The organism is Kitasatospora sp. NPDC056273 (assembly GCF_042268845.1).
Lineage (GTDB): Bacteria > Actinomycetota > Actinomycetes > Streptomycetales > Streptomycetaceae > Kitasatospora.
The window spans coordinates 21,805-45,872 of record NZ_JBHJSJ010000035.1 but is presented as its reverse complement, the minus strand read 5'-3'; the positions used below and the strand labels follow the sequence as shown (position 1 = coordinate 45,872).

The following is a 24,068-nucleotide window of genomic DNA, read 5'->3' as shown; positions in this document are numbered from 1 at the left end:
CAGGCCGACGCGCCAATGCCGCACCCGCTGCGCCGCGGGGCCAACCGGGGCGGCTGGGCCAACCCCCCCGCGGCGGGCTCGGGGCGGGAAGTCGGACCGGCCGACTTCCCGCGCAACGGCCCGGCACGGTCAGCGCCGCTTCGAACACCCCGAACGCCCCGAACGCCTCGTCCACTGCCGGGTCCGCCACCGTCCCGGCGGCGACACCCCCGCCCCGCTCGTGGATCGGGCCGCAGACGCCGAGGCGTCACTTACTGTAGGCACATGAGTGCAGATAGGCGTGTCCGGGCGGATATGACCCGGTTCGACACGGATCGCCCCGGCGGGTGAGGGCGTCATGACCGCGCCCCGGATCCCCCTCACCATCGACAACACCGCGCTGGTCCTGATCGACCACCAGGTCGGCACGATCGGGTGGGCCGGCGAGCTGGCCGGCGAGGACGAACGCGACCAGCTGACGATGTGGGTGCGCACGATCGTGCGCTTCGCGGCGGCGGTCGGCGTCCCCGTCGTCCTGACCAGCAGCCTCGAGGACCGTCAGCAGGGCCCGCTGCTGCCCGACCTCGAGACCCTCGTGCCCGCCGCGTACGCCGCCCGGGTGCGGCGCGCGGGCGTCATCAACGCGTGGGACGACCCGGCGTTCGTCGAGGCCGTCCGTGCGACCGGTCGGGAGAACCTCCTCGTCGGCGGCCTGACCACCGAGGTGTGCCTGGTGCCGCCGGTCCTGTCCGCGATCGAGGAAGGCTTCGGCGTCGCCGTCCTGCTCGACGTGTCGGCGGCCGGCACGCGCACCTCCGCCGCCAACAGCCGCGACACCCTGCGGGCCGCCGGGGCGGAGCTGCTCACCGTCGTCCCGGCGCTGACGCGGCTGCTCGGCAGCTGGCAGAGCGAGCACGCCGCCGCGTTCTTCGACGCGATGGGCGGCGAGGGCGTCTTCGCCGCCTTCGCCCGCGGAAACCTCAGGTAGACCCCGCACCGACCTCGAACCGGTCCCGCACCGGCCTCGAACCAACCTCGAACCAACCTCGAACCAACCTCGGACAGACCTCGGATAGGGAGCACCCGCATGTCCGGCATCACCGCAGCCGACCGCTTCGAGATCCACGAACTGCTGGCCCGCTACTGGAAGACCGTCGACGAGGGTGACCTCAAGGGCTTCGCCGACACCTTCACCGAGGACGGCAGCCTCACCAACTACACGGGGACGACGACCGGCCGCGAGGCGCTCGCCCAGTGGCTCGACGACTACGGCCCCAGCCGCGCCGGCAACCGGCACATGAGCACCAACACGACCGTCACCGAGGTCGACGCGGACACCGCGACGGTCTGGAGCTACATGGTCGTCATCGCCGCCTTCGAGCCGCGGACCCAGACGCCGCACGTCGCGGCCTACGGCCGGTTCAACGACACGGTGGTCCGCGTCGACGGCGGGTGGCTCTTCAGGGAGCGCCTGATGGACGACCTCGCCCTGAACGCCATCGACTACCCGGGCTGAACCACCGCGGGCGGCGCTCCCTGGCCGACGGCGCCGTCCTGCGCGATGACGGCCTGGGCCCGCTGCGTCCGCGCGCTCAGCTGCTGGGCGAAGCTCCGCAGGGAGTCGGCGTTCCTCGCGATGTACTGGTTGTCGTAGGCGGTCTCCACCGCGACGAGCCGGCCGACCGTGTTCAGGGAGATCTTGCAGGCGATGTCGGCCTCGGCCGTCGGCACCTCATCGGGGCTGCGCGGGGGCGGCGTCCCGGCGGCGGGGGTGGTGCCCGCCGCGGGGGTGGCGCCCGCCGCGCCCCACTTGCGGTCGCTGTAGGCGTCCGCCGGGTTGGCGTAGCTGTAGCCCTTCCCCTTCATGCACGCGCTCCACTGCGCGTACGCGGCGGTCAGGCGCGGGTCGGTGAGGGGGATCCGGGGGCCCTTGTCGGGCAGACCCTGCGCGGTGCCCGGCACCGGCGGCGGCCCGCCGAGCGCGTCCGCGCCGGCCTGCCAGCAGCCGCCCTTGGGCACCGGCCTGCCATTGAAGCCCGTGACCGGCTTCCCCGAGGGGTCCGCTCCGTAGAGCACCGAGGTGACGTCCGGGGAGAGGGTGGAATCGGGGATGACCTGGTTCCGGTCGTACCCCTTCTCCGCCGCCTTCGCCGGGGCGAAGTACCCGTAGAGCTGGGTCCGTTCCCGGGCCGCCGTCGCCGCCTGGGTGAAGGCGTCGTAGCTCTCCTCCGGGGCCTGGAGGCCGAAGTCCTTCATGCAGCGGGCCGTGACGAGGTGCGAGGCCCGACTGATCATCACCGCCTGTTCGGCGGTCGGCTTGTAGCCGTCGAGGGGCAGGGTGATCTGCTCCGGCCGGTCGATGACCGGCACCTGCCCTGTCGGCGGCGGGCCGGAATTCGCCTGGCCTCCACCGGAACAGGCGGAAAGGGAACTCACGGCCACGGCCAGAACGGTGAGCGCGAACGGGGCGCGTCCCCGCGGTGGCATCGCCATCGGAATTCTTCTCCTCCCTGGAGAGAAACGGAGAAAAGCGGGCGGCGGGCATCCGGAGGACGCCCGCCGCCCCTGGCGGAATCACACGATCTGCACTTCGGAAACGTGCGCGCTGGTGAAGCTGAGGCTTCCGCCGGCGTAGAGGTTGTACGGCGTGCCGTTCGCCGTGATGATGCCGTTGTTCCACTGCGAGGTCACCAGGTTCACGCCGTCGACGTTGGGGTAGATGGCCCCCACGCTGCCCGCATAGCAGAGCTGCCAGCCCGACATCCACAGCTCGATGCCGTAGGCCTTCGCCCCGCCACCGGGGCACTGCACGGGGCCGATGGCGCTGGCGGGCGAGGCGGCGACGACGCCTCCGCCGACCACGGTGGCGGCGGCGAGTGTCACCGCGGCAATTCGCTTGCTGATACGAAGATTCATGGAAGTACCGCTCTCCCTGTCCCATTCGACTGACGGATCGTTGCGACCTGGCGATGCGAAATGACCGGCCCGCGCCGGGCCGATTCCCCGGCCCTCGCGGCCCCGTATCGCCGACAACGGAAGAGAGTGTCACTCGCCGCCGGGATCGACCAGCCCTTGCCGAGCGCCGACAGAATAAAGCGGACAAAGGCGCCCTGGCGGATGGCGGGCAGGAATCCCGAAGACGATCGTCAGATTCGCTTCTGCCTGCGGATATGCCGGGAATTCACGGCCGGCGGAAACAGGTTGATGTACGTACATCGTCAAGCGACCTTCGGGTGCTCCTCCGGCCGCCGTCTAGTACTCCAGCTGTAGATCTTGATCACGGTTGTTGTGCGGCCTGTCGCCGGTAGTGGCTGGCGCGGGCACGGGCTTGGTGTCGCCGGCGCCAGTCGGACCAGCGGAGTCGATGCGCCAGGTCGCGGGCGGGCTGGGTGACGAATGCCGCGAAGAGGTGTCGGATCTCGCTGCACGTCAGTGGGGCGAGCCCTGGCGGTGTCGTCATGCCGACCCGTTCGATGGCCGCTGCGACTGCGAGGAAGGCGTGCGCGAGCATGGCGAGGGTGGTCCAGCGGTGCCAGGAGGTCCAGCGGCGGACCTGATGCTCGTCCAGTCCAGCCAGGCTCTTGGCGGCTTGGAAGGTCTCCTCGACAGTCCAGCGGCGCCCGGCCACCTTGACCAGTGTGCTCAGCGGGACCAGGCGGGCCGAGTAGCAGCGGTAGAAAGCGAGTTCACCGGTACGCCGGTTGCGTCGGACGAGTAGCCACCGGTAGCCCGTGCTGCCCGGCGCGCTGTCGATGTCGACCTGGGCCCAGTCGCAGAAGCGGTGGCCCTTGGCTCCCGCTCCCGCCGACAGCCGCTGCCAGGCCTTCTTCGGCAGGCCGTGGGCCAGTACGCCGGCCGGGAAGACGCCCGCGTGGGTGGCGATCGGCCGCTTGCGCGAGACGGCCAGGACATAACCGATCTGGCGCCTCTCCAGCTCTGCGCTCAGGTGCGGGTCACTGCCGTAGACCTCGTCGCCGGTGACCCAGGCGGCCGGCACGTTGGCGTCCAGAGCCTGGGCGATCATTTCGGTGGCCAGGGCGGGCTTGGTTGCGAACCTCAGCTCCTCGGGGACGCCCGCCGCCCGGCACCGGTCCAGGTCCTGCGTCCAGGAGCGCGGGATGTAGAGGCGCCGGTCGATGGCGGCGTGCCCGACCGAGGAGGAGTAGACAAGGTAGACCGCCACCTGGGAGTTCTCGATACGTCCCGCGGTCCCGGTGTACTGGCGTTGCACGCCGACACTCGCGGTGCCCTTCTTCAGATCGCCGGTCTCGTCCACCACCAGCACGGCCTCCTGGTCGGCGAGGTACTCGACGACGAAGTCCCGTATGTCGTCGCGGACGTGGTCGGCGTTCCAGGACGCGCGGCTGAGCAGGTGCTGCATGCCGGCCGGACTGGCGTCACCGGCGTGTTCGGCGATCGTCCAGCAGTTCTTCCTCGGCAGGTCGGCGAGCAGGCCCAGGACGAACGCCCGTGCCCGGCGGCGCGGTTCCACGCGGGCGAACCGGCCCGCCACCCGTGCCATCAGGTCCTCGAAACCCGACTGCCACCGGACTGGGTCTACGCTGCGACCCACGGCCACCGATCGATCTTGGGATGTCCACACAACACCCGATGATCAACGGTGGCCGTCTTTGTCGGACCACTTGACCATGCAGCCGACACCTTCGACGTGGTAGCGGGGCCCAGCGATGGGCCGCCATTCAGCGACCGCCCGCCGTACCTGCGTTGGTACTTCGCGATACGGCGCCAGCTGTGCTTCCAGCTCGTCGTACCGCGTATCGATTCCGCCGTTCCCGGGGTGGCCGGCGGCGCTGGCGCAGCCCGCCTCGCGGCGTGTACTCCACGAGGCGAAGATCGCCCATTGCTCTCGCTCCAGCGCGAGGACAGGTCCGCTCACAGGCCACACGAGGTACTCGTCGTCAGGAGCGTCAGGACGGGGGTAGTCATGTACAGCCCGGAAGTAGTGCGCCGCCCCGTCGACGTCAGCGACTCCTCCACGAGGTCCGTCGTACCAGTCGAGCTCGACGTATACACGCTCGTACCCGGCGTCCAGCAGGCGTTGTTTGTCCGAAGCATCAGCCACGCAGGCAGGTTACTGGCGATCACCCGCATCGGTCCCGGGAGTCTCGAACCTGCTCGCTGACGGCCTCAACCAGCAAGATCGCGATCTACAGCTGGAGTACTAGCGCGGAAGCCGCGGGGCGAGGACGTCACAGCGGGCCGGGCCCACCCGGGGGCCACCTCACCGCCCCCAAGGCCACCCAACGGTGAAGCTTGACCTGCATCTCCGATACCCTCACCCCTGGCCCGGCCGGAGCACCGCCGTTCGGCGACGCGTCTTCCGGCATTGCAGAGTTCTTCCCCTCTCGAAACCGCTGCCGCCCTTCCCCATGCGGCCGGCTTTCCCGGCCTCGGAGTACTACGGCGACTCCGCCCCCCGGACCGATCAGCGGTCGACGCGCCCAGCCCCACCAACGCCGCTGGACACGACGCGGAAGGCAAGACCCGGGACGGTTCCCGTGTTCACTGTGGTTCGCTCGACGAAGCAGGAGCCCGACTATGCCCCTGCGGCATCGCCACGAGTACGCCGCAGACCTTCCTCGTGGCCTCCCGGACGACTTATGCCTACCGTCCCCGGAGTTACCCGCCCACACCGCTCAACGGGATACGCACCGCTCCCAGCCCAGATCCGCCAGATTCGAGCCGGTGCCTGATCAAGGGGGTGTCACACGCCGGTTCCTCGCGTACTCCTCTCCGTCCCGCTCGCCGAACCCGAACCATCTGGCAGTACTGGCCCGTCCCGGCTTTGTCAGGGCTGCTCCCACCCTCCCCGGCGTCACCCGGATCAGGCTGCCCTCAGCTCCACCGCCCTGCTGCGACAGGATCAGCGGCGAAGGTCTCTCACCTCCACTCGAACCACAGCGCCTCACGGCGTACCCACGACCTGAGGCACTCGACCGCGACACTCCTCCTGGAACAGGGCCTCGAACTCGTCGTCTGACGTTGCCGTCAACTACTGCCGTCAGACGCCCCGGAAGGCCCAGCGGAAACTAGTCCGCTGGGCCTTCCGGGGTCATTGCGAAAGCCGTATAGATAAGGCGGAAACCATCCCTATGTTCAACTTTCGCACATCGAGACTACTTGCGATGATCGAGCATTTGAACCCTAAATCCCAGACCGGGACCCACGTATCCAAAGTTGGTGTCAATCACGACTGGGAATAGCTGCGCCAGAGTTGAAATTACCTCTACCGCATCCTCTTTATTTCGATAGTCCAGACTGAAAATCGCCACCGGGCCGCCGGGAACTAGATGTTCGGGCCATTCTTCGAAGATGTCTTCGAGGTGCGATATGACGTCCGCGACGATATACACCCGAGATGCATCGAATCGGACCGCGATGACCTTGCCATTAAGTACTACGTCACCGCAACTAGTCAAGGCCGCAGCCAGCGACTCCAAGGTCACGGACGTGTCAGGGAAGACCAGGGCGATTGTCTCCATTAGCCTCTACCCGGACCAATCCACTCCAGCAGATCATCCATATTTCGAAACACTGGCACTCCAAGCTCGGTAATTCTCGCCGCCGGCCCCGGGCGCAGATTCGGCCCATAGACGGCTAGACGCTGACCATCCTTCAGACTGGGAAGCAATCGATCTGCCACCTGGCCGACCTTACCTGCGCCCTTCCCGCAAGTGATCTCGCACACGAAGTCGTCGTCATAGACATCGTGATCGGTAAGCTCCGAACCATCCGGGCGATGGATCTTCAGCCCCTGCCTGACATTGCGGTTCGGGAAGGCATCTTGGACGGCCTTCTGAACATCCTGCTCGGCGGTCTCCGGATTGCAGTTATGGACGAGGACCGGCGTGATGCCTGCGAGCACATAGTACGTGTGGAGGTCGGCGATGGTGAGGTCGTAGGCGACCTGAGGGGCGGTGTCGTAGTTCCTTACTGCCAGGATGGTGGGAGTGCGGCCGTCTATAGTACGGACCGTGTCGCCGGGGGTGAGTTCGGCAGCGTTGGTCCACTGGCGGGTGGTCTCGTCCCAGAAGGGGTGGTGCTGGGTGCTGGTGAGGTTCTCTACTGCTCCGGGCTCGCCGTTGGAGTCGTTGGCCTGGAGTTGCAGGTCGGTGAAGTGCTCGTCATCCGGCGTCCGGATGGTACGGATGACCGACTTCGAATCGGTCTCTCCCGTTGTCGGGTCCGTTGCCTGGACCTGGTCTCCGAGTTTGAGGGATTCGATGGTCTGGGTGGTGCCGTCAGCCAGGAGAACACGCGTGCCGGGCGGGAAGCTATGCGTGGCGCCCATCTGGGATTCATCGCAGGAGAGGATCGACAGCGCATTGGCAGTGCCGTCGGCCACGTCTTGGGCCTTGTCGGCCGCCGCGAGGGCTTTCCCAGCCTTTCCGGCCATCGCGAAGAGGCGCTCACCGGGGATGGCCCCCGCGAGGTTCTGGACCGCGCTCATGTAGTTGCCGTCAGCGGCGTCCATGATGGTGGACCCCGCAACGCCTACGGCGTTCAGCCCGGGAATGTACTGAAGCGAGTCGAACATCCCGTGGACGTTCTGCTTGACCGATCCGCCGCGGTAGATGATGTGCATGTGCGGGCTTACGACATTGGGGTGCTCCTTATTTCCACTCCAGTGGTTCCAGTATTCCTCGGTATAGGTACCGTCGGACTCGCGGTGGAATGTTTCGGTGTTGATATTGCCCTTGCTGTCGTAGCAAGTGCCGAAGCCGCCACAGATTCCCTCGGGGCGCAGTCCGCTCGGGTCGGTGAGGTTGACGGGGTTGTTGTTGCTGTAGGCGTAGCCGTTGATCTGTTGTGTGTCGGTGAGGTCGAGGACCGGGTCCACCGAGATGAAGCGGCCGTTGGCCGCGTCGTACTCACGGGCACCGAGGTGGGTGAGGCCGGTGGTGGAGTCGTTGGTGCCGCCGACGAAGCCGCGTTCGGTGGGCCAGGAGGCCGGCTTCTTGCCTCGGGGGGTGCCGAAGGGCGTGGTGTCGCCTCGGGTGTAGAGGTTGTCGGCGCTGATGGTGAGTTGGGCGGTTCCCTGCTGGTCGTTGATGAGGTAGTTGAGGCTGCCGTCGGAGGCCTTGACGACGGTGGCGTTGGCGAGAGCGATGTAGCGGGTGCCGGTGACCTTGTTGGCGGTCTTGTCGAGTTTGAGCTCCTGGCCGTCCAGGTAGAGGGTCACCGCGTCGGGCTCACGGCGCAGGAGGCGGTTGCCGTTGGCGTCGTAGAGGAAGGTCGTGCTCTTGCCCGCGGTGGTGGACTTGGCGAGGTGGCCCTCGGTGTCCCAGTCCAGCGTCTGGTCGCCGTCGGCGGTGACGCGGCGGACGGTGTTGCCGGCCTCGTCGTAGGTGAAGGTGTCGGTCCGGGCACCGGTCCCGGTGATGTCGACCCGGGACAGGGCGTGGGGCCGGGTGCCTCCCGCAGCGGGGTAGGTGGAGGTGCGCTGGGTCTGGTCGCTCGGCGGGTTCTCGGGGATCTGGGTGAGCTGCGCCCAGGGCAGCCAGCTGCCGGTGGCGTAGGCCCGCTTGCTGTAGTTGATCGCCCCGCCGGCGACCGTGATGAGCTTCAGGTCACCGCCGGAGCTGACGACCGCCGCGGACGTGGGCTGGTCGAGCTGGCCGACGACCTGGCTGACGTTGCCCCAGCCCGCCCAGGTGGCGTCGGGCTTGCGGATGGTGTGCCAGATGTTTCCGCCCGCGATGACGGCGACTTCGAGGCCGGCGCCGGTCGCGGTGGCGGTGAGGTTGGCGGGCGAGGTGAGCGCACCGGTAGCACCGTAGACGTCACCCCACTTCTGCCATATCCCGTTGCCGAAGCGCACGGTGTGCCAGAGCCTGTCGCCCGCGATCACGATGACCTCAAGGCCGGAGCCGGTGGCCGCGCTGGTGACGCGGGTGGCACCGGTGAGGCTGCCGGTCTCGCCGTAGACGTTGCCCCAGCCCCCCCATTCGCCCTTGGAATTGCGCAGGGTGTGCTTGAGCGTCCCGTCGGACAGGGCGAGGACCTCCAGACCGGAGGCGGTGGCGGACAGCGAGAGCTGGCTCGGGTTGGCGATGGGGCCGACCACGCTGGTGACGTCGCCCCACCCTCCCCACTTGCCGTCGGGACCGCGCAGGGTGTGCCACACCCTGCCGCCGGCGACGGCCATGATCTGCAGGGTGTTGTCGGCCCAGGCCGCCGCGACGTACTCGACGGCGGCGGGCAGAGGCCCGGCCTGGGTCTTGTGCAGGTTCTCGAAGTTGGCCCACGTGCCGTCGGCACGCTGCTGGGCGAGGTAGACCTGGCCGTCGGAGATCGCGACGGAGGCGGTCTGACCGTCACCGGCGATGGCGACGGAGGTCACCTTGCCGGTGTCCATCAGCGGACCGGGAGCGGCACCGAAGCTGCGGTTGGTCGCCTGGGTCCGGTTGCCGGCCGCGTCGTAGGTGTAGCTGCTCCAGTACGGGTCGACTCCGCCGACATGGGGGCCGTTGGTCGGGGTCGGCTCCGCGACACAGCTGTCGGTCGCCGACCAGGCGTTGGTCAGGCGCTGGGCGAAGTCGTACGTGTAGCACTGGGTGTCCGTGACAACGGGGTTGCCACGGTCGTCGCGAACCCGGGTGATATTGCCGACCGGGTTGTAGGTGTAGGTCTTGTTGTTGAGGACCTGCGGTGTGGAGTAGCCGTCGGTCCGGGCCTGCGCTAGGCGCTGGGTGGCGTCCTCGTAGACGTAAGTCTGAACGGCACCGGAGCCGAAGCGGCCGACGATGCTCTGCGTGAGCTGACCGTACGCGCTGTACGAGTTGCCCTGCGAGTAGACCTGGTTGCCGCCGTCACTGACGGTGGTGGGCAGGCCCAGCAGGGTGTAGTTGCGGTGGATGCCCTCCTGCGGGAGTCCGCCGCCGGCCGGGTAGGTCGTGGTGTCGGCCAGGCCGGTGTTGGGCGTGTAGGTCTGGGAGATGGTGTAGGTGCCGGCGAGGAGTCCTTCGCTGTCCGGGATGGTGACGGTGGTTCCGGTGGGCCGGGCCGCGCCGTCGAACCCGGTGATGCCGGTGGTGTAGGCCTTGCCGTTCTCCCAGCGGGTGCTGCCAGTGGCCATACCGTTGCTGCCAGGCAGGGTGTCAAAGGCCCATTCGGCCAGCCTGGTTCCGCTCGTGGAGCCGTCGAACATCGCCGTCTTGCGGCCGAGGACGTCGTAGGCGTAGGCGAGCGTCTTGCCGCGGGCGTCCGTGACAGTGGCGAGTGTGCCGTCGGTGTTGTAGGTGCTGGTGGTGGTGCCCTTGTCCGGGTCGACGGCCTTGGTCTGGCGGCCGAGCAGGTCGTACTCCCAGGTCCAGGCGTTGCCCGCGGCATCGGTGAACCGGGTGAGCTTGCCGGCCGGGTTGTAGGAGTACCTCAGGGTCTCGTAGGCCGACGCGGGGGCGTCGAAGTCCGGGCTCCCGCTCTTGTACTGCCGGACCTCGGAGGTACGCCCGTGGGCGTCGGTGATGGTGAGCGTGGGTGTTCCGCCGGCGGGCGGGGTGGTCGCACCCCAGTTCACCCCGTAGCGGGTGGTGGTACGCCACTTCTCCATGTTCAGGGACTTGAAGATGCTGGCGGTGGGCCGGTCGAGGCCGTCGAACTCGGTCTCCGTCTGGGACGGGACCTTGTTGTCCAGGCCGATCCACAGCGCCGCTGCCGGGGCCCCGTCGGCGTGGTACGCCGCGTTGGCGCGGTAGACCCGGCCGTGGCTGTCGTAGAAGCTGTCGGTGATGTTGCGGCCGCCGTCGACGTCGTATGCCTGCTCCTGGACCTGGCGCGGACGCAGGAGGCCGTCGTACAGGGAGATGCCGGTGCGGTAGTCACCGTTCTCCAGCAGCGTCCTGGTCGTGACGGCGGGCTGCTTGCCCGGCTCGATCGTGTACGTGTACGTCGCGTTGGCCGACGCGCTCTTGTCCCGCCCCGGGTTCCACACGGCGGTGGTGCGGCCCATGGCGTCGTAGTCGACGTACGTGGTGCGGTTGTTGGCGTCGACGACCTTCACCGGCAGGGCGCGCAGGCCGTCGTAGGTGGTGGTGGTCGTGAACTTCTTGGGGTTGGTGGACTGGACGACGGTGGCCTGGGAGCCGCTCCCCGGGGTGTAGGACGTCGTGGTTTCCGCGTTGTTGACGTCCTTGACAGAGATGGCCCGCCCGTACTGGTCGTACGCGGTGGTGCCGACCGTCACGTAGTGCGGGGTGGCGCCGTCGTAGCGGTCCAGGGCTTCCGTCGTGGTGGCGTAGCCCTTACCCGCCTCCGGTGCCAACCCGAAGGCCTTGCCGTCGTAGGCCGTCCTGGCTTCGCTCGTGACGGTCGTCGGCGTGGCGGCGGTCGAGCAGAGCGTGCTGGTGGTCTGCACGAGCTGCGGGTAGGAGATGAGCCAGTTGGCGGTGTCCGGTTTGACGTAGGTGGTGCGGGTGCACTGCTCGTCGCCGGTGACGTTGGTGTCGCCCTCGTCAGAGACGGTCGTGACCTGACCGTAGTCGTCGAAGGTGCTGCTCGACCGCACAGTACGGGCGGTGCTGCCGTCCGGCTGGAGCGCCTTGGTGGTGGTGCTCTCGGTGCGGACCATCGTGGCGGTCACCGGGGGCAGGGCCGCGGCCTCGGGCCGGCCGGTCTCGCCCGGCGGGGTGGCGGTGGGCTTGCCGTCCTTGCTGGGCAGGGCCTTCACCGCCCGGCTCGCGGTGCCTCGGACCCAGGGGTTGTTCACCGTGCTGGTGATCGGCCTGCCACCGTCACCGTCGTAGACGATTGCCTCACGGGCGTAGCCGGCGAGTTCGTTGCTGTCCTTGATGCCCTGGAGGGGGCTGACGGGGCGGGGTTGGCCGTTGGCGAGGGTGTCACCGTCCATACCGCGGAAGTAAACGGACTCGGTCAGGCTCTTCTCGGAGTCGCCGACGCGGGTGCGGACCCGCTGGTAGCCGCGGAAGTCGTTCCAGGTGCGATCCTTGTCCGGGGTGAACTCGGAGTTGTCGCGCCGCCAGGCGGCCCCGTCGAGGTACTCGTAGCCGGTGACCTTGTCGGGGGATCCTGAGCCGGCGACCAGGTCGTGCTCGGTGACCTTCTCCACGAGGTACTTGTGGAACCAGTCGAGGACCGGTTCACCCCCGTCCTCGGGGGTCCACCAGGAGGGGTAGCAGCGCCTGGTGTTGCTGTCCGGAGTGGGCAGAGCACCGGCGACGCAGTCGATGCCGGTGTACGTGACGTCGGTGTTCGAACCGGTCTCGGAGGTGATCCGGTTGATCCGGAACCGGTACAGCGGCGAACGGCCCTCGGCGGAGTCGACCCGGTTGGGAAGAGGGTCGTTTCCGTGACCGAAGGTCACCGGCTGGAGGGCCAGCTGGGCGGCGCCGGCCTTGGCCGTGCGGGTGATGGACTTCAGCCACAGGGCCCGGCCGCCGCTGCTACCGGTGGCGGGGAAGTCCTGGTCCAGACTCCAGGCATCGATGTCCTGGTAGCTGCCGTTGCCCTGCAGGGCTTGCGTGCTGATGCCCGTCAGTCGCCTCTTGGACCAGAAGGTCGGGGAGCTGTTGCGGCAGTCCTGGTCCTTATCGCAGGACTGGTCGACCGGGGTGTCGAACCAGTTCGCGGCATTGGCCTTGGTGAAGGAGCAGTCGGTCGACACACACCGGTCGGCGGTGCTGAAGGTGACCTTGCCCGCGGGCGAGGCGCTGTAGACCTGGCCGGTCCGGTGGCCGTACTCGATGCGGTTCAACGTGGCGGCACGGGTGTAGACCGCATCGGCCTTGGGAGTGCTGGTGACGGCGCCACTGTTCTTGGCGTAGGCGTTCTTCTCCTGGTCGTAGAAGTACGCCACCGCATTGCCGTGCGGGTCCACGACGTAGTCCAGCTGCCAGCGCCAGGCCCGCTCCCGCGAGGAGTCCTTGAACGCCGGGGCGTATCCGGGCTCGCCGGGCTGGTTGCCGAACACCGGGACGGTCAGGGCCGCGCCGGTCTCAGGCTTGCCGGTACTCCAGCCGGGCAGGCGGTTCTTGCCGAAGAAGTACTGGGTGCCGTCGGTCGTGGTGACTTTCCAGTACTCGTTGTCGGTGTCGCCGTTGGCGGTGTCCGACGCGCTGCCGTTGAGCTTCTCCACACGCGAACCGTCGTCGTTCGACAGCTTCCACGTACCGCTCGTGTCATCGCGCACCAGCGCGGAACTGCTGCCGTTGAGCGAGACCGTGGCGTTGTCGGACTTCCAGCACAGGTCACCGCTCTTGTCGGGAGCGTTGCTGCCCGAACCCTTGTCGCCCGCACAGGCGGTGTAACTGCGCTCGATGAAGCCGGGGTTGTAGTCCCAGCCGTCACCGATCCACGAGGACTGGTTGTTGGTGGACGCGGTACGCCCGTCGATGGCCCCGGAGGAGTAGCCGAGGGCGACCTTGGGGGTCAGGTCGCCGGGCACCGGCGGCACCGCGATGGGGTAGGACCAGTTGAAGGAACCGGTGTTGCCGCTCACCGACCAGGTGCTGGACGGAGAGAGCGACGTCGCCTTGTAGCTGCCCTCCGGGCCCGACGCCCCGGCCGTGGCGGCCAGTACCGTCCCTCCTGCAACCGACGTGCTGGCCGCCTGGACGAACGATGCCTTGACGGCGCCGTCAGCGGAGACCTGGCCAGCGGGTGCGGTCACCGCGACGTCCGCCGTCAGGGTCCCGGACTTGGTGTCGTTCGACGCGGCCAGCGGTGTGGCCGTGCGGCACTGCGGCTGGTCCGGCGTGGTCAGCGCACACGCGGGCAGCTGGACGAAAGTCAGGCGGGAGCCCCAGTCGGCCCCGAACGCCTCGCGGAAGGCCTTGTAGTCCAGCTGGACCCGGGCCTTGTCCGGCGTGGCGCTGCCCGCCACCGGCTCTAGGTCGACCAGGACACCGTCGAGACCCACAGTGGCCGCCGCAGCGCGGTCGGACAGACCCACCCGGATCTTCGACTGCCCGCCCGCCGCCGGGTCCGACCCGGTGGAGGTGACGGTCAGCGGCAGGCCGGGCGCCTTCCCCTGGGGCGAGGACTTCGGCGCCGAGGCCGCCGGCACGTCGACCTCGGCCTTCCCCGGCTTGGGCCACGCCGCAGCCGGAGGCGCGGCCGGAGGCTGGGCCGCCTTCGGATGCTCCACCTCGACCTTGGAGAGCGGGACGGACTCGACCTGCTGGACGGGCGGCAGCTTGAACTCGCTGCCGGCCGCTACCGCGATGGCCGGAATCTGCACAGCCGCGGCGATCAGAGCCGTCACGGCTATGGGTACAACTTTACGGAGCACTGGGCGTGTTATTGCCTCGGACCGTCGCTTTCGCGGTCCGGGCGATGCGCCCGCTTCGGATGGATGCATCCGTTTCTTTCCTCTTGGTCGTCTTGTGCGGGTGCGATCGCACCCGGCGGGACGCTACCAAGAGCGGCTGACGGCATGCGCCTGATGGTTCGCCAACTGCCCGACCCATAGGCCTTTTATCTCTCTTTTATAACTCCTTCACATTGTGGGTCCTGCCCCTTCGGCCCGGATCTGAGTCCCAGAAGGGTGATTTATCAGCTTATCTCTGGCTACCAGGGAGGCCCCTGAACCTACAGTGATCACGATGTTGCATCTGATTCCCCCCTCCACCCATCACGATCGCCCCAACGCCCCCGTCTGCCCGTCACCGTCCACTTGCATGATGGGGACGCCTGCGAACCACACAGAAAGCGATCGGGATGCAACGTCACAACACCTACCGAATAGCGCGAACCACCCGAAGAACAGCAGCCGCTCTGATCGTCGCGACTTCCGTGAGCCTCGCCGCGCTGGGCCATGTACCCGCCCTTGCCGACACGGGGATTTCCCCCGCCCCCTCTCAGGCAGCAACACCTGAACAAGCCGCCGTCCTGAAGGCGCACCAGAGCGGAAAGCCTGTGGAAGTCGCGGGCCGGCAGGACGAGTCGACCGACCTCCTGGCGAACCCGGACGGCAGCTTCACCCTGCGCCGGCACGCGCGGCCGATCCGCGCCAAGGTGGCCGGGCAGTGGCAGCCGGCCGACGCCACGCTGGAGCGCCGTTCCGACGGCAGCATCGCACCGAAGGCCTCCGTCTTCCCGATGACGTTCTCCGCCGGCGGCAGCACTGCGCTGGCCACCATGCAGAAGGACGGCAAGTCCCTCGCCATCACGTGGCCGACGCCGCTGCCGCAGCCCGAGCTGAACGGCAGCACAGCCCTGTACCGCGATGTGCTGCCCGGGGTGGACCTGAGGGTCCTCGCCGAGGCCGACGGCTTCGCCCACCAGTTGATCGTCAAGACCCGCCAAGCCGCGAATGACCCCCGCCTGGCCCAGGTCACCTACGGCCTGAAGACCGCGGGCATCACCCTCAACTCCGGCAAGGACGGCCGGATCGCCGCGACCGACGCCGCCGGCGGCACGGTCTTCACGGCGGAGGCCCCCCGGATGTGGGACTCCCACGCCCCGGCCACCGCCGCCCAGCAGCAGCCCACCGCCGCCGCCCCGCTGAAGGCCAAGGCCGCACTGGCAGCAGCCCCGTCCGCCGACAGCACCTCACCGTCGGACCCGGCCGCCGCCGCCGGTGCCGAGCACGCGCCGAAGACGATGGCCACCGAGATCACCGCGGACACCCTGCGGATCACCCCGGACGCCGACCTGCTGCACGGCGCCGACACCGTCTTCCCCGTCGTCATCGACCCGACGTTCACCGACGGCTGGCGCAACCGCTGGGCGGTCGTCTACTCCGCCACGCCCAACGACGCCTACCCGGACGGCAACGGCTGGCACTCCGACAACCCGCCGGACGAGCCCCGCGTCGGCTACAACGGCAGTGGCAATACCCGCTCCTACTTCGAGATGAACACCCGCGGCCTGGCCGGGGCCACCATCATGTCGGCGACCCTCCACACCGTGGAGACCCACTCCTGGGGCTGCGACGCGGCCGCGGCGGGCAACACCGAGCTCTGGGCGACCGGCCCCATCAACAGCACCACGCCGACCTGGAACAAACAGGCCGCCTGGATCTGGCAGCTCGATGCCAAGGCCTTCGCCCACGGCAACCCCGGCTTCTGCCCCGGGGCGGAGGGCGTGGACTTCAGCACCGAGAACCTGCGCCAGGTCGTCCAAGGCGTCGCCGACCGGGGCGACGACAGCGTCACCTTCGGGCTGCGCACCCCGGACAACTACCTCGGCAACAAGAACAGCTACAAGCGCTTCAGGAACGACCCCTGGCTCGAGGTCACCTACAACCGGCCCCCCGTCCTCCACGACTACGCGGCCTGGGAGAGCCAGTGGACGCCCGGCAGCAGCAGCAACGTCAACGTGCCGTGCATCAGCGATCCGGCCGCCTGGCCCACCGTCGGCCGCAACGACGTCGTCCTGACCGCCAGGATCTCCGACCCGGACAGCGACGTCGCCCTGAGCGCCAAGTTCGAGGTCTGGGACCACGACACCGGGCAGTACATCCTGGTCGACCGGGCCTCCGCTCCCAGTGGTACCTGGGCCATCACGAGGCTCGGCTGGGCCAAGATGCGTGACGGCGGCCGCTACAAGTGGCGCGTCCAGGCCGAGGACGGCATCGCCGGCTCGGGCTTCGGCCGCGACTGCGGCTTCAACGTGGACAGCACTCCGCCGTCCAAGCCGACCGTCACCGCCGCGGACGGCCACAGCATCGACGTCGAGGACGTGCCCGCCCGCACCCCGCGCACAGTCAAGTTCGCCTCCAGCGACCAGTTCGGCCTGAAGGGCTTCTGCTACTCCCTCAACAAGCCGATGCCCGTGGTCAACCAGGGCTGCGGCGGGACCTGGGTGAACGCCGGCCCGGACGGCACCGCGACCGTCACACTCACGCCCACCATGTGGCCGACCAACCGGCTCACCGTCCAGGCCATGGACAAGGCAGGCAACCTCTCCCCCTACGACGGCTCGGACGGCGGCCCCAACTCCAGCACCAGGCTGATCACGACCGCGTTCCCCGAGTTCGTCCGCGACGCCACCGACCCGACCCTTCTGCGCGATCGCCTCGGCGACCTGACCGGTGACGGGCACGCCGACCTGGTGGCCGCCACCAGCACCGGCGAGCTCGTCCTCTACCCCGGTCGCGGCGACGGCACCTTCGACCAGCTCCGGACCGTCGCCAACCCCGGCTGGTCCGGTGCTCTGATCACCCACCGGGGCAACTTCACCAACCAGAACCCGGGCCAGACCGAGGACGGCTACGAGGACTTCCTCGTCAAGCAGGGCACCCGGCTCTACCTCTACCCCGGCAACGGCCTGGGCGCCCCCGACGAGTCCAAGCGCACCGAGCTGGTCCACCCCAGCGGGGGCGACTGGTCCGGCACCAGCCAGATCGTCGCCACCGGCAACCTCGACGGTCGTGCCGGGAACGACCTGATCGCCAAGGACGGCGACGCTCTCGTCCTCTACAGCGGCACCGTGGAAGGCCCCCTCGCCGCCGAGACCGGCACCAACAAGCTGAAGCCCGGCACCGTCGTCTCCGCCTCCGGCTGGAGCGACTACGACGTCCTCGCCCCCGGCGACGTCAACGGCGACGGCATCCCCGACCTGCTCGCCCGACGCAGCACCACCGACCCGAACGACGCCGAGTACGGACGCGTCCGCCTCGTCCTAGGCGCCCGCAACGCCGACGGCCGCGGCTACCAGGTCGGCGCCCCCGCCGACGGCACGGTCTACGCCACCGGCTTCGACCCCCAGCACCGGCCCCTGGTCACGACGCCGGGCAACCTGCACGGCACCGTCGCCGACAGCGGCAAGGGCTACCGGCTGTTCACCCCGACCCCGGGGCAGACCACCGGCGACGTCCTCGCCACCACCCCGGCCGACCCCGCCACCCCGGTGACCTACTACACCGCCGACGGGACCGCCCAGACCACCACCTGCCCGACCGGCTGCCTGCTGATGTACCCGGGCACGCCCACCGGGCTCGGGCAGCCGCGCCTGGCCGCCCAGGGCAACCTGCACACCGTCACGGCGCTGGACGGCGGGCAGAGCCTGCGCAGCCCGGCGACGGCGATGACACGCGCCACCGACGGCACCCTCGTCGCGGTCAAGACCAACGCCGACGGCAGCCTGTGGGCGACCAACCAGACGAGCACCACCGGCGGCTTCCGCGACTGGTACGCGCTCAGCGGCCCGGGCGTCCACACCGGTGACCCCGCGCCGATCCTGTCGCCTGCCTCCGGCGGCACCGTGCACGTCTTCGCCCGCACCCGTACCGGCCAGATCGTCGACTACGCCCAGACCGGGCCCACCTCGGCCTTCAGCCCCGCGGCGGCGGTCGGCAGTTCCGCGCCGGTATTCGCCCAGGACCCCGCCGTCAACCTCGCCGCCAACGGAAGCATGATCGTCACCGCCGTCGACACGGCCGGCGACCTGTGGGCGACCAACCAGCCCGCGCCCGGCGCCGCGTTCGGTGCCTGGTTCAAGGTCAGCGCCAGCGGCGGCCTCACGGGTCGCGCCGCGGCCGTCCTGTCGCCCGCGGGAGGCGGGACCGCCAACCTGTTCGCCCGCACGACGAACGGGCACATCGGCTACTTCGGCCAGGGCAGCCCCACCAGCGGATACAGCCCGGGTGCCTACCTCGGCACCACCTCGCCCGTCTTCGCCGGGGACCCGAGCGTCACCACGGCCTCCAACGGCACCATGATCGTGGCCGCCATCGACGTCAACGGCGACGTCTGGGCCATCGACCAGGCCGCGCCGGGGACGGCGTTCCGCGAGTGGTACAGGATCAGCGTCAGCGGCGGCACCGGCGGTGCCACCAGCATCGTGCTGTCCGCCGGAGCCGGAGGTACCGTCAACATCGTGGCCCGCACGAGCAACGGGCACATCGCCCTGTTCGGCCAGGGCGGCCCGACCACCGGGTTCAGCACCGGCGCCTACCTCGGCAACCCGAACATGACCTTCGCCGGAGACCCGCGCGTCACACTCCTCGACAACGGGGCCATGATCGTCATGACCACCGACGTTGCAGGCACCACCTGGGCGATCGACCAACCCGCCCCTGGATCCGACTTCCGCTCCTGGTACCGGATCTGACCGCTGGCAGGAGGAAACGAGTCCGGTTGGCCTGGCAGCACACGCCAGGCCAACCGACAACTCAAGCTGACAGCGGGTGATCCGCGCCCCGCCCTGGGCAACTGTCGTCGGCCGCGGCGCGCCGGGCGCGGTCGGCGGCGGGGTGCCGCACGGGGTAGGGCTGCCGGAGGCCGCGGTCGTGGCGGAGCCGCAACCCGAGGACAGCGGTGCGGCGTCAGTGGCGGCCGCGAGGTGGCGGTCAGGCGGCGGCGGGCGGGGCATGGAGGGCTGGCGCATCGGGCGGGCCGATCACGCCCGCCGCCGGACGGCAGTGAGCCGCGCCGCTTCGCCAGCCACAGTCCTGCCAGGGTCCACGCCCCGCCGAAAGCCGCTCCGGGGCGCGTCTCAGTCGTCGTCGCGGCTCTGGAAGTACCACTGCTGGGCTTCACCCCCGTGGAGCCGGTCGGCTCCACCGGGGCGCCGTCCTTGCCGCCGGTCAGGGACAGGGCCCTGCCGTCGCCGACCACCGCGGTCTTGAAGCGGCCCCGGCTCTCCAGCGCCACGTCCCGGTCCGCCTGGTTGTCGCCCAGGACGGCGTCGTCGCCGTCGACGGCCGGGTACCGGCCGGTGCCGACGTTCCGGACGGTGTCGTACCGCCCGTTCTCCTCCACGTCCCGATACCGGGTGTCGGGCTCGCGCTCCTTCTGTCCGACGACTCTGTCGCCCGGGGAAGGTGCTCCCCCACACCGGCGGGGCCGGGCGCGTCGGCCGCCCAGCGCCCACCTATGCCAGTCCCGCCGAAGACCACTCGACCGGCGGAATCCGGCGCGCAGCGCCGGTCGGCCCCTCGTGAGACTGGGAGCGCAGTCGCCTCGCGGCCGATCGGTCCGCACACGTCCGGCCTGCTGTCCGGTGAGGAACACAGGGAGTCCGGAGCCTCGGACGGGCCTCGCGGCCGCCTCAACCCCCCTTGGGAGTGAGCCCCATGCGAACCTCTGCGTTCTCCGACGACGGACCCGGCGGACCCGACCGCCTCGGCGACACCCGCGACACCCGAGCGGGCGGCGAACCGCCCGCCGGGGCGGCCGGCCGGTGCCGGCCGGCACCGACGGCCGTCCGGGGCGGCCTGGTGTGGTTCCGCGACGACCCGTTCCTGACGCCCGAGGGCGAGGACGACGAGGACGCGCTCGTCTACGTGGAGGACGGGCTGCTGGTCTGCGAGGACGGGAAGATCGTCGCGGCCGGGGACTACGGCGACCTCGTGCGCGGCCTCCCACCCGACACGAAGATCGTCCACTACCGCGACAAGCTGATCCTTCCGGGCTTCGTCAGCACCCACGTCCACTACGTGCAGACCCGGATCATCGCCGCCTACGGCAACCAACTGCTGGACTGGCTCAAAGCGGACGTCTTCCCGGAGGAGGCCCGGTTCTCCGACCCGGACTACGCCCGCGCTGTCGCGGCCCTGTTCTGCGACGAGCTGCTGCGCAACGGCACGACCACGGCCCTGGTCAACTGCGCCACCTACCCGGAGTCGGTCGACGCGCTGTTCGCGGAGAGCGTCGGTCGCGGGATGCGGCTCGCGGCCGGCAAGGTGCTGATGGACAGCGAGGAGTGCGCGGCCCCGCCCGAACTGCTCGACGCCTCCCCCGAGGTGGGCTACGAGCAGTCCAGGGAGCTGGTCGAACGGTGGCACGGGGTCGGCCGCAGCATCTACGCCGTCACCCCGCGGTTCGCCGTCGCCTGCACCCCCGGGATGCTGCGCGCGGCCGGGGAGCTCTGGCGGGAGTACCCCGGCACGCTCCTGCAGACCCATCTGGCGGAAAACCAGGCCGAGGTGGCGAAGGTCCACCAGCTGTTCCCGGAGTGCAAGGACTACGTCGACGTCTACGAGACGTACGGCCTGCTCGGCCCCGGCGCGGTCTTCGCCCACGCGGTGCACCTGTCCAAGCGCGAGTGGAAGCGCCTGTACAAGACCGGCAGCGGCGTCGCGCACTGCCCGACGTCCAACCTCTTCCTGGGCTCCGGCCTGTTCGACATGCCCCGCGCCACCGACCCCCGCCGGCGGATACGGGTCGGACTCGGCTCCGACGTCGGCGGCGGCACCAGCCTCTCCCTGCTCCAGACCGCGGGCGAGGCCTACAAGGTCGGCGCCCTGCGGGACTTCCCGATGACCGGGGTCAAGCTGTTCTACCTGACGACCGTCGGCTCGGCCTCGGCGATGCGCCTCGACCACCTCGTCGGCTCGCTGGAACCGGGGCACGAGGCCGACTTCATCGTCCTCGACCCGGACGCCACCCCGCTGCTGTCCGCCCGCACCTCCAACGCCGGCTCCCTCGGCGAACTCCTGTTCACCTTCGCGCTGATGGGGGACGACCGCGCCGTCCTGGCCACCTACCTCAACGGCCGGCTCGCCCACGAGCGGGACGCCGACGACGCGCCCACCGGGTCCGGGCGCGAGCCCGTCCGCCGGTTCGACGCCGGCGGGGGGAAGCGGTGGCAACGGACCTCTGAGCGCAACTACATGCGGTGGACGGTCTACGACCCCGAGACCGGCTGGTCGAAGGAGCGGGGCACCACCATCAGCGTCCCCTTCGGTCCCGGCATCGACGTGTACAAGGACTCGCTCTGGTCCCTCGGCACGGGCGGCTGGAAACCCTTCCAGATGATGTGCAACCGCTACCAGAAGGAGGACGACACCTGGTACACCAGGCTCTTCGTCAACGACGTCGAGGGCGACTACGTGCTCGCGTCCGACCAGGTCGCGGTGCAGCACGCCAACGACTTCCTGTACTGCGTGAACCACCGCACCGAGGACGACGCCCGCCTGTGGTGGACGCGCTACAACTCGGAGGGCCCCGAGCATGGTTGGTCCCCGCACCGGCCGGTGGAGGACGACCGGGACGTCGCGGTCCGGTCGACCAACCCGGCCGCGACCACCGTCTACGACGGCCTCCTGTACTGCGTGCACGACGACGAGGACGGCTTCCTGCGGTGGATCACCCACGACACCGCCACCGCGACCTGGGGCACCGACCGGCTGGTCCCCGGCGACATCGAGGTCGCCCGGGCACCGGTCGTCGAACGCTTCAAGAACGACCTGTACTGCGTGCACGACCGCGGCGGGGACGAGCTGTACCTCGTCACCTACAACAGCGCGACGGACGAGTGGAGTTCCGACGAGCCCATGGTGGACACCGACGGGAACCCGATCCGCACCGGCTACCGGCCCGCCATCGCCCGGTTCAACGACTACCTGTACTGCGTCTACTTCGTCTACGAGAACGCCTACTACGGGTCGCTCTGGTGGACCCGGCTCCACGAACTCGGCGACGAGTGGAGCGTCCCGGAACACATCCCCGACGTCTACTCGAGCTCCGGGCTCGACCTCACGCCCTACTACGGCGGCCTGTACTGCATGCACCGGTTCTGAGCCGGCCCGCGCGGCCCGTCCCCGACGATCAGCCGAGGGAGAATCCCGCGGCCTTGACCGCTGCCGCGGCCGGCCCGCCCGCGCGGGACGCGGGCGGGCCGGATCGAGGACGCGGACGGTGTCGGCGGCCTCCTCGTCCATCGCGAGCAGGCCGTCCGCCCGACCTATCAGATACTGCCGACCGCCGCGGCGCGGCGCGGGAACTCCCGGCCGGGTGCGGGCGGCAGCCCGATCCGGGCCGGGTCGGTGGGTTCGGCGGCGGGCGCTTCGAGGGACTTCGCGTGTTTGGCCGCGTCGACGGAACCGGGGCCGTGGATGGTGAGTTCGAAGTCCTGGTGCGCCTTGGCGTCCGGCGCGAACGGCAGGCGGAGCCGGCCGTCCGCGACCAGGCGGCGCACCTCGGCCCGGCTCAGGCCGAGACCGCGCTGGAGCAGCCGCTCCACCCGGACCGGCGCGGGCAGCTCGAAGCGCACCCGCACCGGGAGCGGGTTCGGGTCGTCGAGCGCGTACAGCGGCATGCGGGCCTCCAGCTCCCACGTCCCGGTCCAGTCGAGCCGGTACCGGTTCTTCGCCGCGAGCGACGCGCTCATCACCAACTCCCGCACCGCTTCCGGGTGGTTGGTCTCGTACGCCACCAGTCGGGCCGGCTCCAGCGTCGAGACGTGGGCGCGCTCGTAAACGGGCACCTTCGAGGTCCGGTCGCACGTCGCGCAGCTCAGCAGCAGCCAGACGTCGAGCAGCTTGCCGTTCGCGTTGACGCGGATCTTCCCCGAGGCGCGGTGCCGCATGCCGGGGCAGTCCGGGCACGGCCGGACGACGGTGGGCAGGGCGGACTGACGCACGGCCCACAGGGCCTTGCGGTCGGTATTCATGTGTGTTGGGTGCTTTCAGGACTCAGCGGGAGGGCATGCCGAACTCACTCGGCTGCTCCCGCTCTCTGACGGATGCTCACGAAGGGCGCGACCCATCGCCCCGGGGCCGGGTCGTCAGGCTCCGAGGTCGATCGCGCGACAGGTACGTACTACGTGGCAGTCATCAAAAGTCCATGTGGAAGATCATGATCGGGACGGCGGCCCCCGGCAACCGAATTTCCCCGTGCCCTCGGCCGGCGGTCGCGCGCACGGCCCCGCCCACCTCCCAACACCGTCTCCACCAGGCGGGCGGTTGGAGCTTCACCCGCCCATCCGGGCGCCCGGCGCACCCCGGGAGCAGAGGTTCGGGGGAAGACCATCCGCCAGTGGTTCGGTGGTCCCGGCCGGGCCGGGACCGCCACCAGGACTCGCGGTCCGCCGGATCGAGCCGCTTGCCCTGCTGCCAGGCGATGAACTCGGGGTCGTCCAGCGTGCAGCCGTCGCGTATCTCCGGATGCACAGCCGAGCACCGCGCCCTGGCCGACTGCTCACAAACCGCCGTTGCCACAGTCGTTGACCTCACCGTCCGACCTGGGGATGAACTGGACCATGGCCCCACTGAGCGGTGTGCATCGTGAAGTAGCAGGTCACGGGCTTGGTGTGCGTCGGCGTCGGGTTGCTCACACTGGATGTGGGCGGATGACTTCGGTGAAGATCGTCCGTCAGCGGGCGACTTCGCGGTTCGTCAGGACCAGCAGGGCCCGCACCAGTGCGGTCACCCACTTCGGGTC

General features: G+C 69.5%; 11 protein-coding genes. 4 read left to right on the top strand and 7 right to left on the bottom strand.

Translation table 11 applies throughout. The annotated features are described in order from the left end of the window. Positions 1 to 337: 337 nt before the first annotated feature. Complete coding sequence (locus ACFCY1_RS27010; RefSeq protein ID WP_375876337.1) at positions 338 to 967, top strand: isochorismatase family protein; 630 nt, start codon at positions 338 to 340, stop codon at positions 965 to 967. A 99-nt stretch (positions 968 to 1,066) separates the two neighbouring features. Further along, complete coding sequence (locus ACFCY1_RS27005; protein ID WP_117484976.1) at positions 1,067 to 1,495, top strand: nuclear transport factor 2 family protein; 429 nt, start codon at positions 1,067 to 1,069, stop codon at positions 1,493 to 1,495. On the opposite strand, the gene ACFCY1_RS27000 is transcribed toward ACFCY1_RS27005, so the two are convergent. The 6 genes from ACFCY1_RS27000 to ACFCY1_RS26975 form a co-directional block, all read right to left on the bottom strand. Continuing rightward, complete coding sequence (locus ACFCY1_RS27000) at positions 1,483 to 2,349, bottom strand: hypothetical protein (protein ID WP_375876336.1); 867 nt, start codon at positions 2,347 to 2,349, stop codon at positions 1,483 to 1,485. The two genes, ACFCY1_RS27005 and ACFCY1_RS27000, sit on opposite strands and share 13 nt — an antisense overlap. A 204-nt stretch (positions 2,350 to 2,553) precedes the next feature. Then, the gene (locus ACFCY1_RS26995; RefSeq protein ID WP_143204695.1) at positions 2,554 to 2,895 is read right to left on the bottom strand and encodes a hypothetical protein; all 342 of its coding nucleotides are present in this window, start codon (positions 2,893 to 2,895) and stop codon (positions 2,554 to 2,556) included. A gap of 361 nt (positions 2,896 to 3,256) precedes the next feature. Further along, positions 3,257 to 4,501 (bottom strand): IS701 family transposase, encoded by a 1,245-nt coding sequence (locus ACFCY1_RS26990; protein WP_375876335.1) that lies wholly within the window; start codon positions 4,499 to 4,501, stop codon positions 3,257 to 3,259. A gap of 93 nt (positions 4,502 to 4,594) precedes the next feature. Further along, positions 4,595 to 5,062: a hypothetical protein gene (locus ACFCY1_RS26985; protein WP_375876334.1), complete on the bottom strand. Its 468-nt coding sequence runs from the start codon at positions 5,060 to 5,062 to the stop codon at positions 4,595 to 4,597. Between the two features lie 1,054 nt (positions 5,063 to 6,116). After that, complete coding sequence (locus ACFCY1_RS26980; protein ID WP_375876333.1) at positions 6,117 to 6,482, bottom strand: hypothetical protein; 366 nt, start codon at positions 6,480 to 6,482, stop codon at positions 6,117 to 6,119. Continuing rightward, complete coding sequence (locus ACFCY1_RS26975) at positions 6,482 to 14,221, bottom strand: RHS repeat-associated core domain-containing protein (RefSeq protein WP_375876332.1); 7,740 nt, start codon at positions 14,219 to 14,221, stop codon at positions 6,482 to 6,484. Before ACFCY1_RS26975 ends, ACFCY1_RS26980 begins: the two co-directional genes overlap by 1 nt. Positions 14,222 to 14,874: 653 nt before the next feature. On the opposite strand from ACFCY1_RS26975, the gene ACFCY1_RS26970 reads away from it, so the two are divergent. Both ACFCY1_RS26970 and guaD read left to right on the top strand, forming a co-directional pair. Continuing rightward, a complete protein-coding gene (locus ACFCY1_RS26970; protein WP_375876331.1) occupies positions 14,875 to 19,014 on the top strand; it encodes a DNRLRE domain-containing protein in 4,140 nt (1,379 codons plus the stop codon). Between the two features lie 964 nt (positions 19,015 to 19,978). After that, on the top strand, positions 19,979 to 22,426 hold the full coding sequence (gene guaD, locus ACFCY1_RS26965) for a guanine deaminase (protein WP_375876330.1): 2,448 nt from the start codon (positions 19,979 to 19,981) through the stop codon (positions 22,424 to 22,426). A gap of 167 nt (positions 22,427 to 22,593) precedes the next feature. On the opposite strand, the gene ACFCY1_RS26960 is transcribed toward guaD, so the two are convergent. Then, complete coding sequence (locus ACFCY1_RS26960; RefSeq protein ID WP_375876329.1) at positions 22,594 to 23,298, bottom strand: DUF1062 domain-containing protein; 705 nt, start codon at positions 23,296 to 23,298, stop codon at positions 22,594 to 22,596. Positions 23,299 to 24,068: the final 770 nt, after the last annotated feature.

Coding starts and splice junctions, on each gene's coding strand:
- ACFCY1_RS27010 (WP_375876337.1), top strand. CDS start 338: ATGACCGCGCCCCGGATCCCCCTCACCATCGACAACACCGCGCTGGTC.
- ACFCY1_RS27005 (WP_117484976.1), top strand. CDS start 1,067: ATGTCCGGCATCACCGCAGCCGACCGCTTCGAGATCCACGAACTGCTG.
- ACFCY1_RS26995 (WP_143204695.1), bottom strand. CDS start 2,895: ATGAATCTTCGTATCAGCAAGCGAATTGCCGCGGTGACACTCGCCGCC.
- ACFCY1_RS26990 (WP_375876335.1), bottom strand. CDS start 4,501: ATGGCACGGGTGGCGGGCCGGTTCGCCCGCGTGGAACCGCGCCGCCGG.
- ACFCY1_RS26980 (WP_375876333.1), bottom strand. CDS start 6,482: ATGGAGACAATCGCCCTGGTCTTCCCTGACACGTCCGTGACCTTGGAG.
- guaD (WP_375876330.1), top strand. CDS start 19,979: ATGCGAACCTCTGCGTTCTCCGACGACGGACCCGGCGGACCCGACCGC.
- ACFCY1_RS26960 (WP_375876329.1), bottom strand. CDS start 23,298: ATGAATACCGACCGCAAGGCCCTGTGGGCCGTGCGTCAGTCCGCCCTG.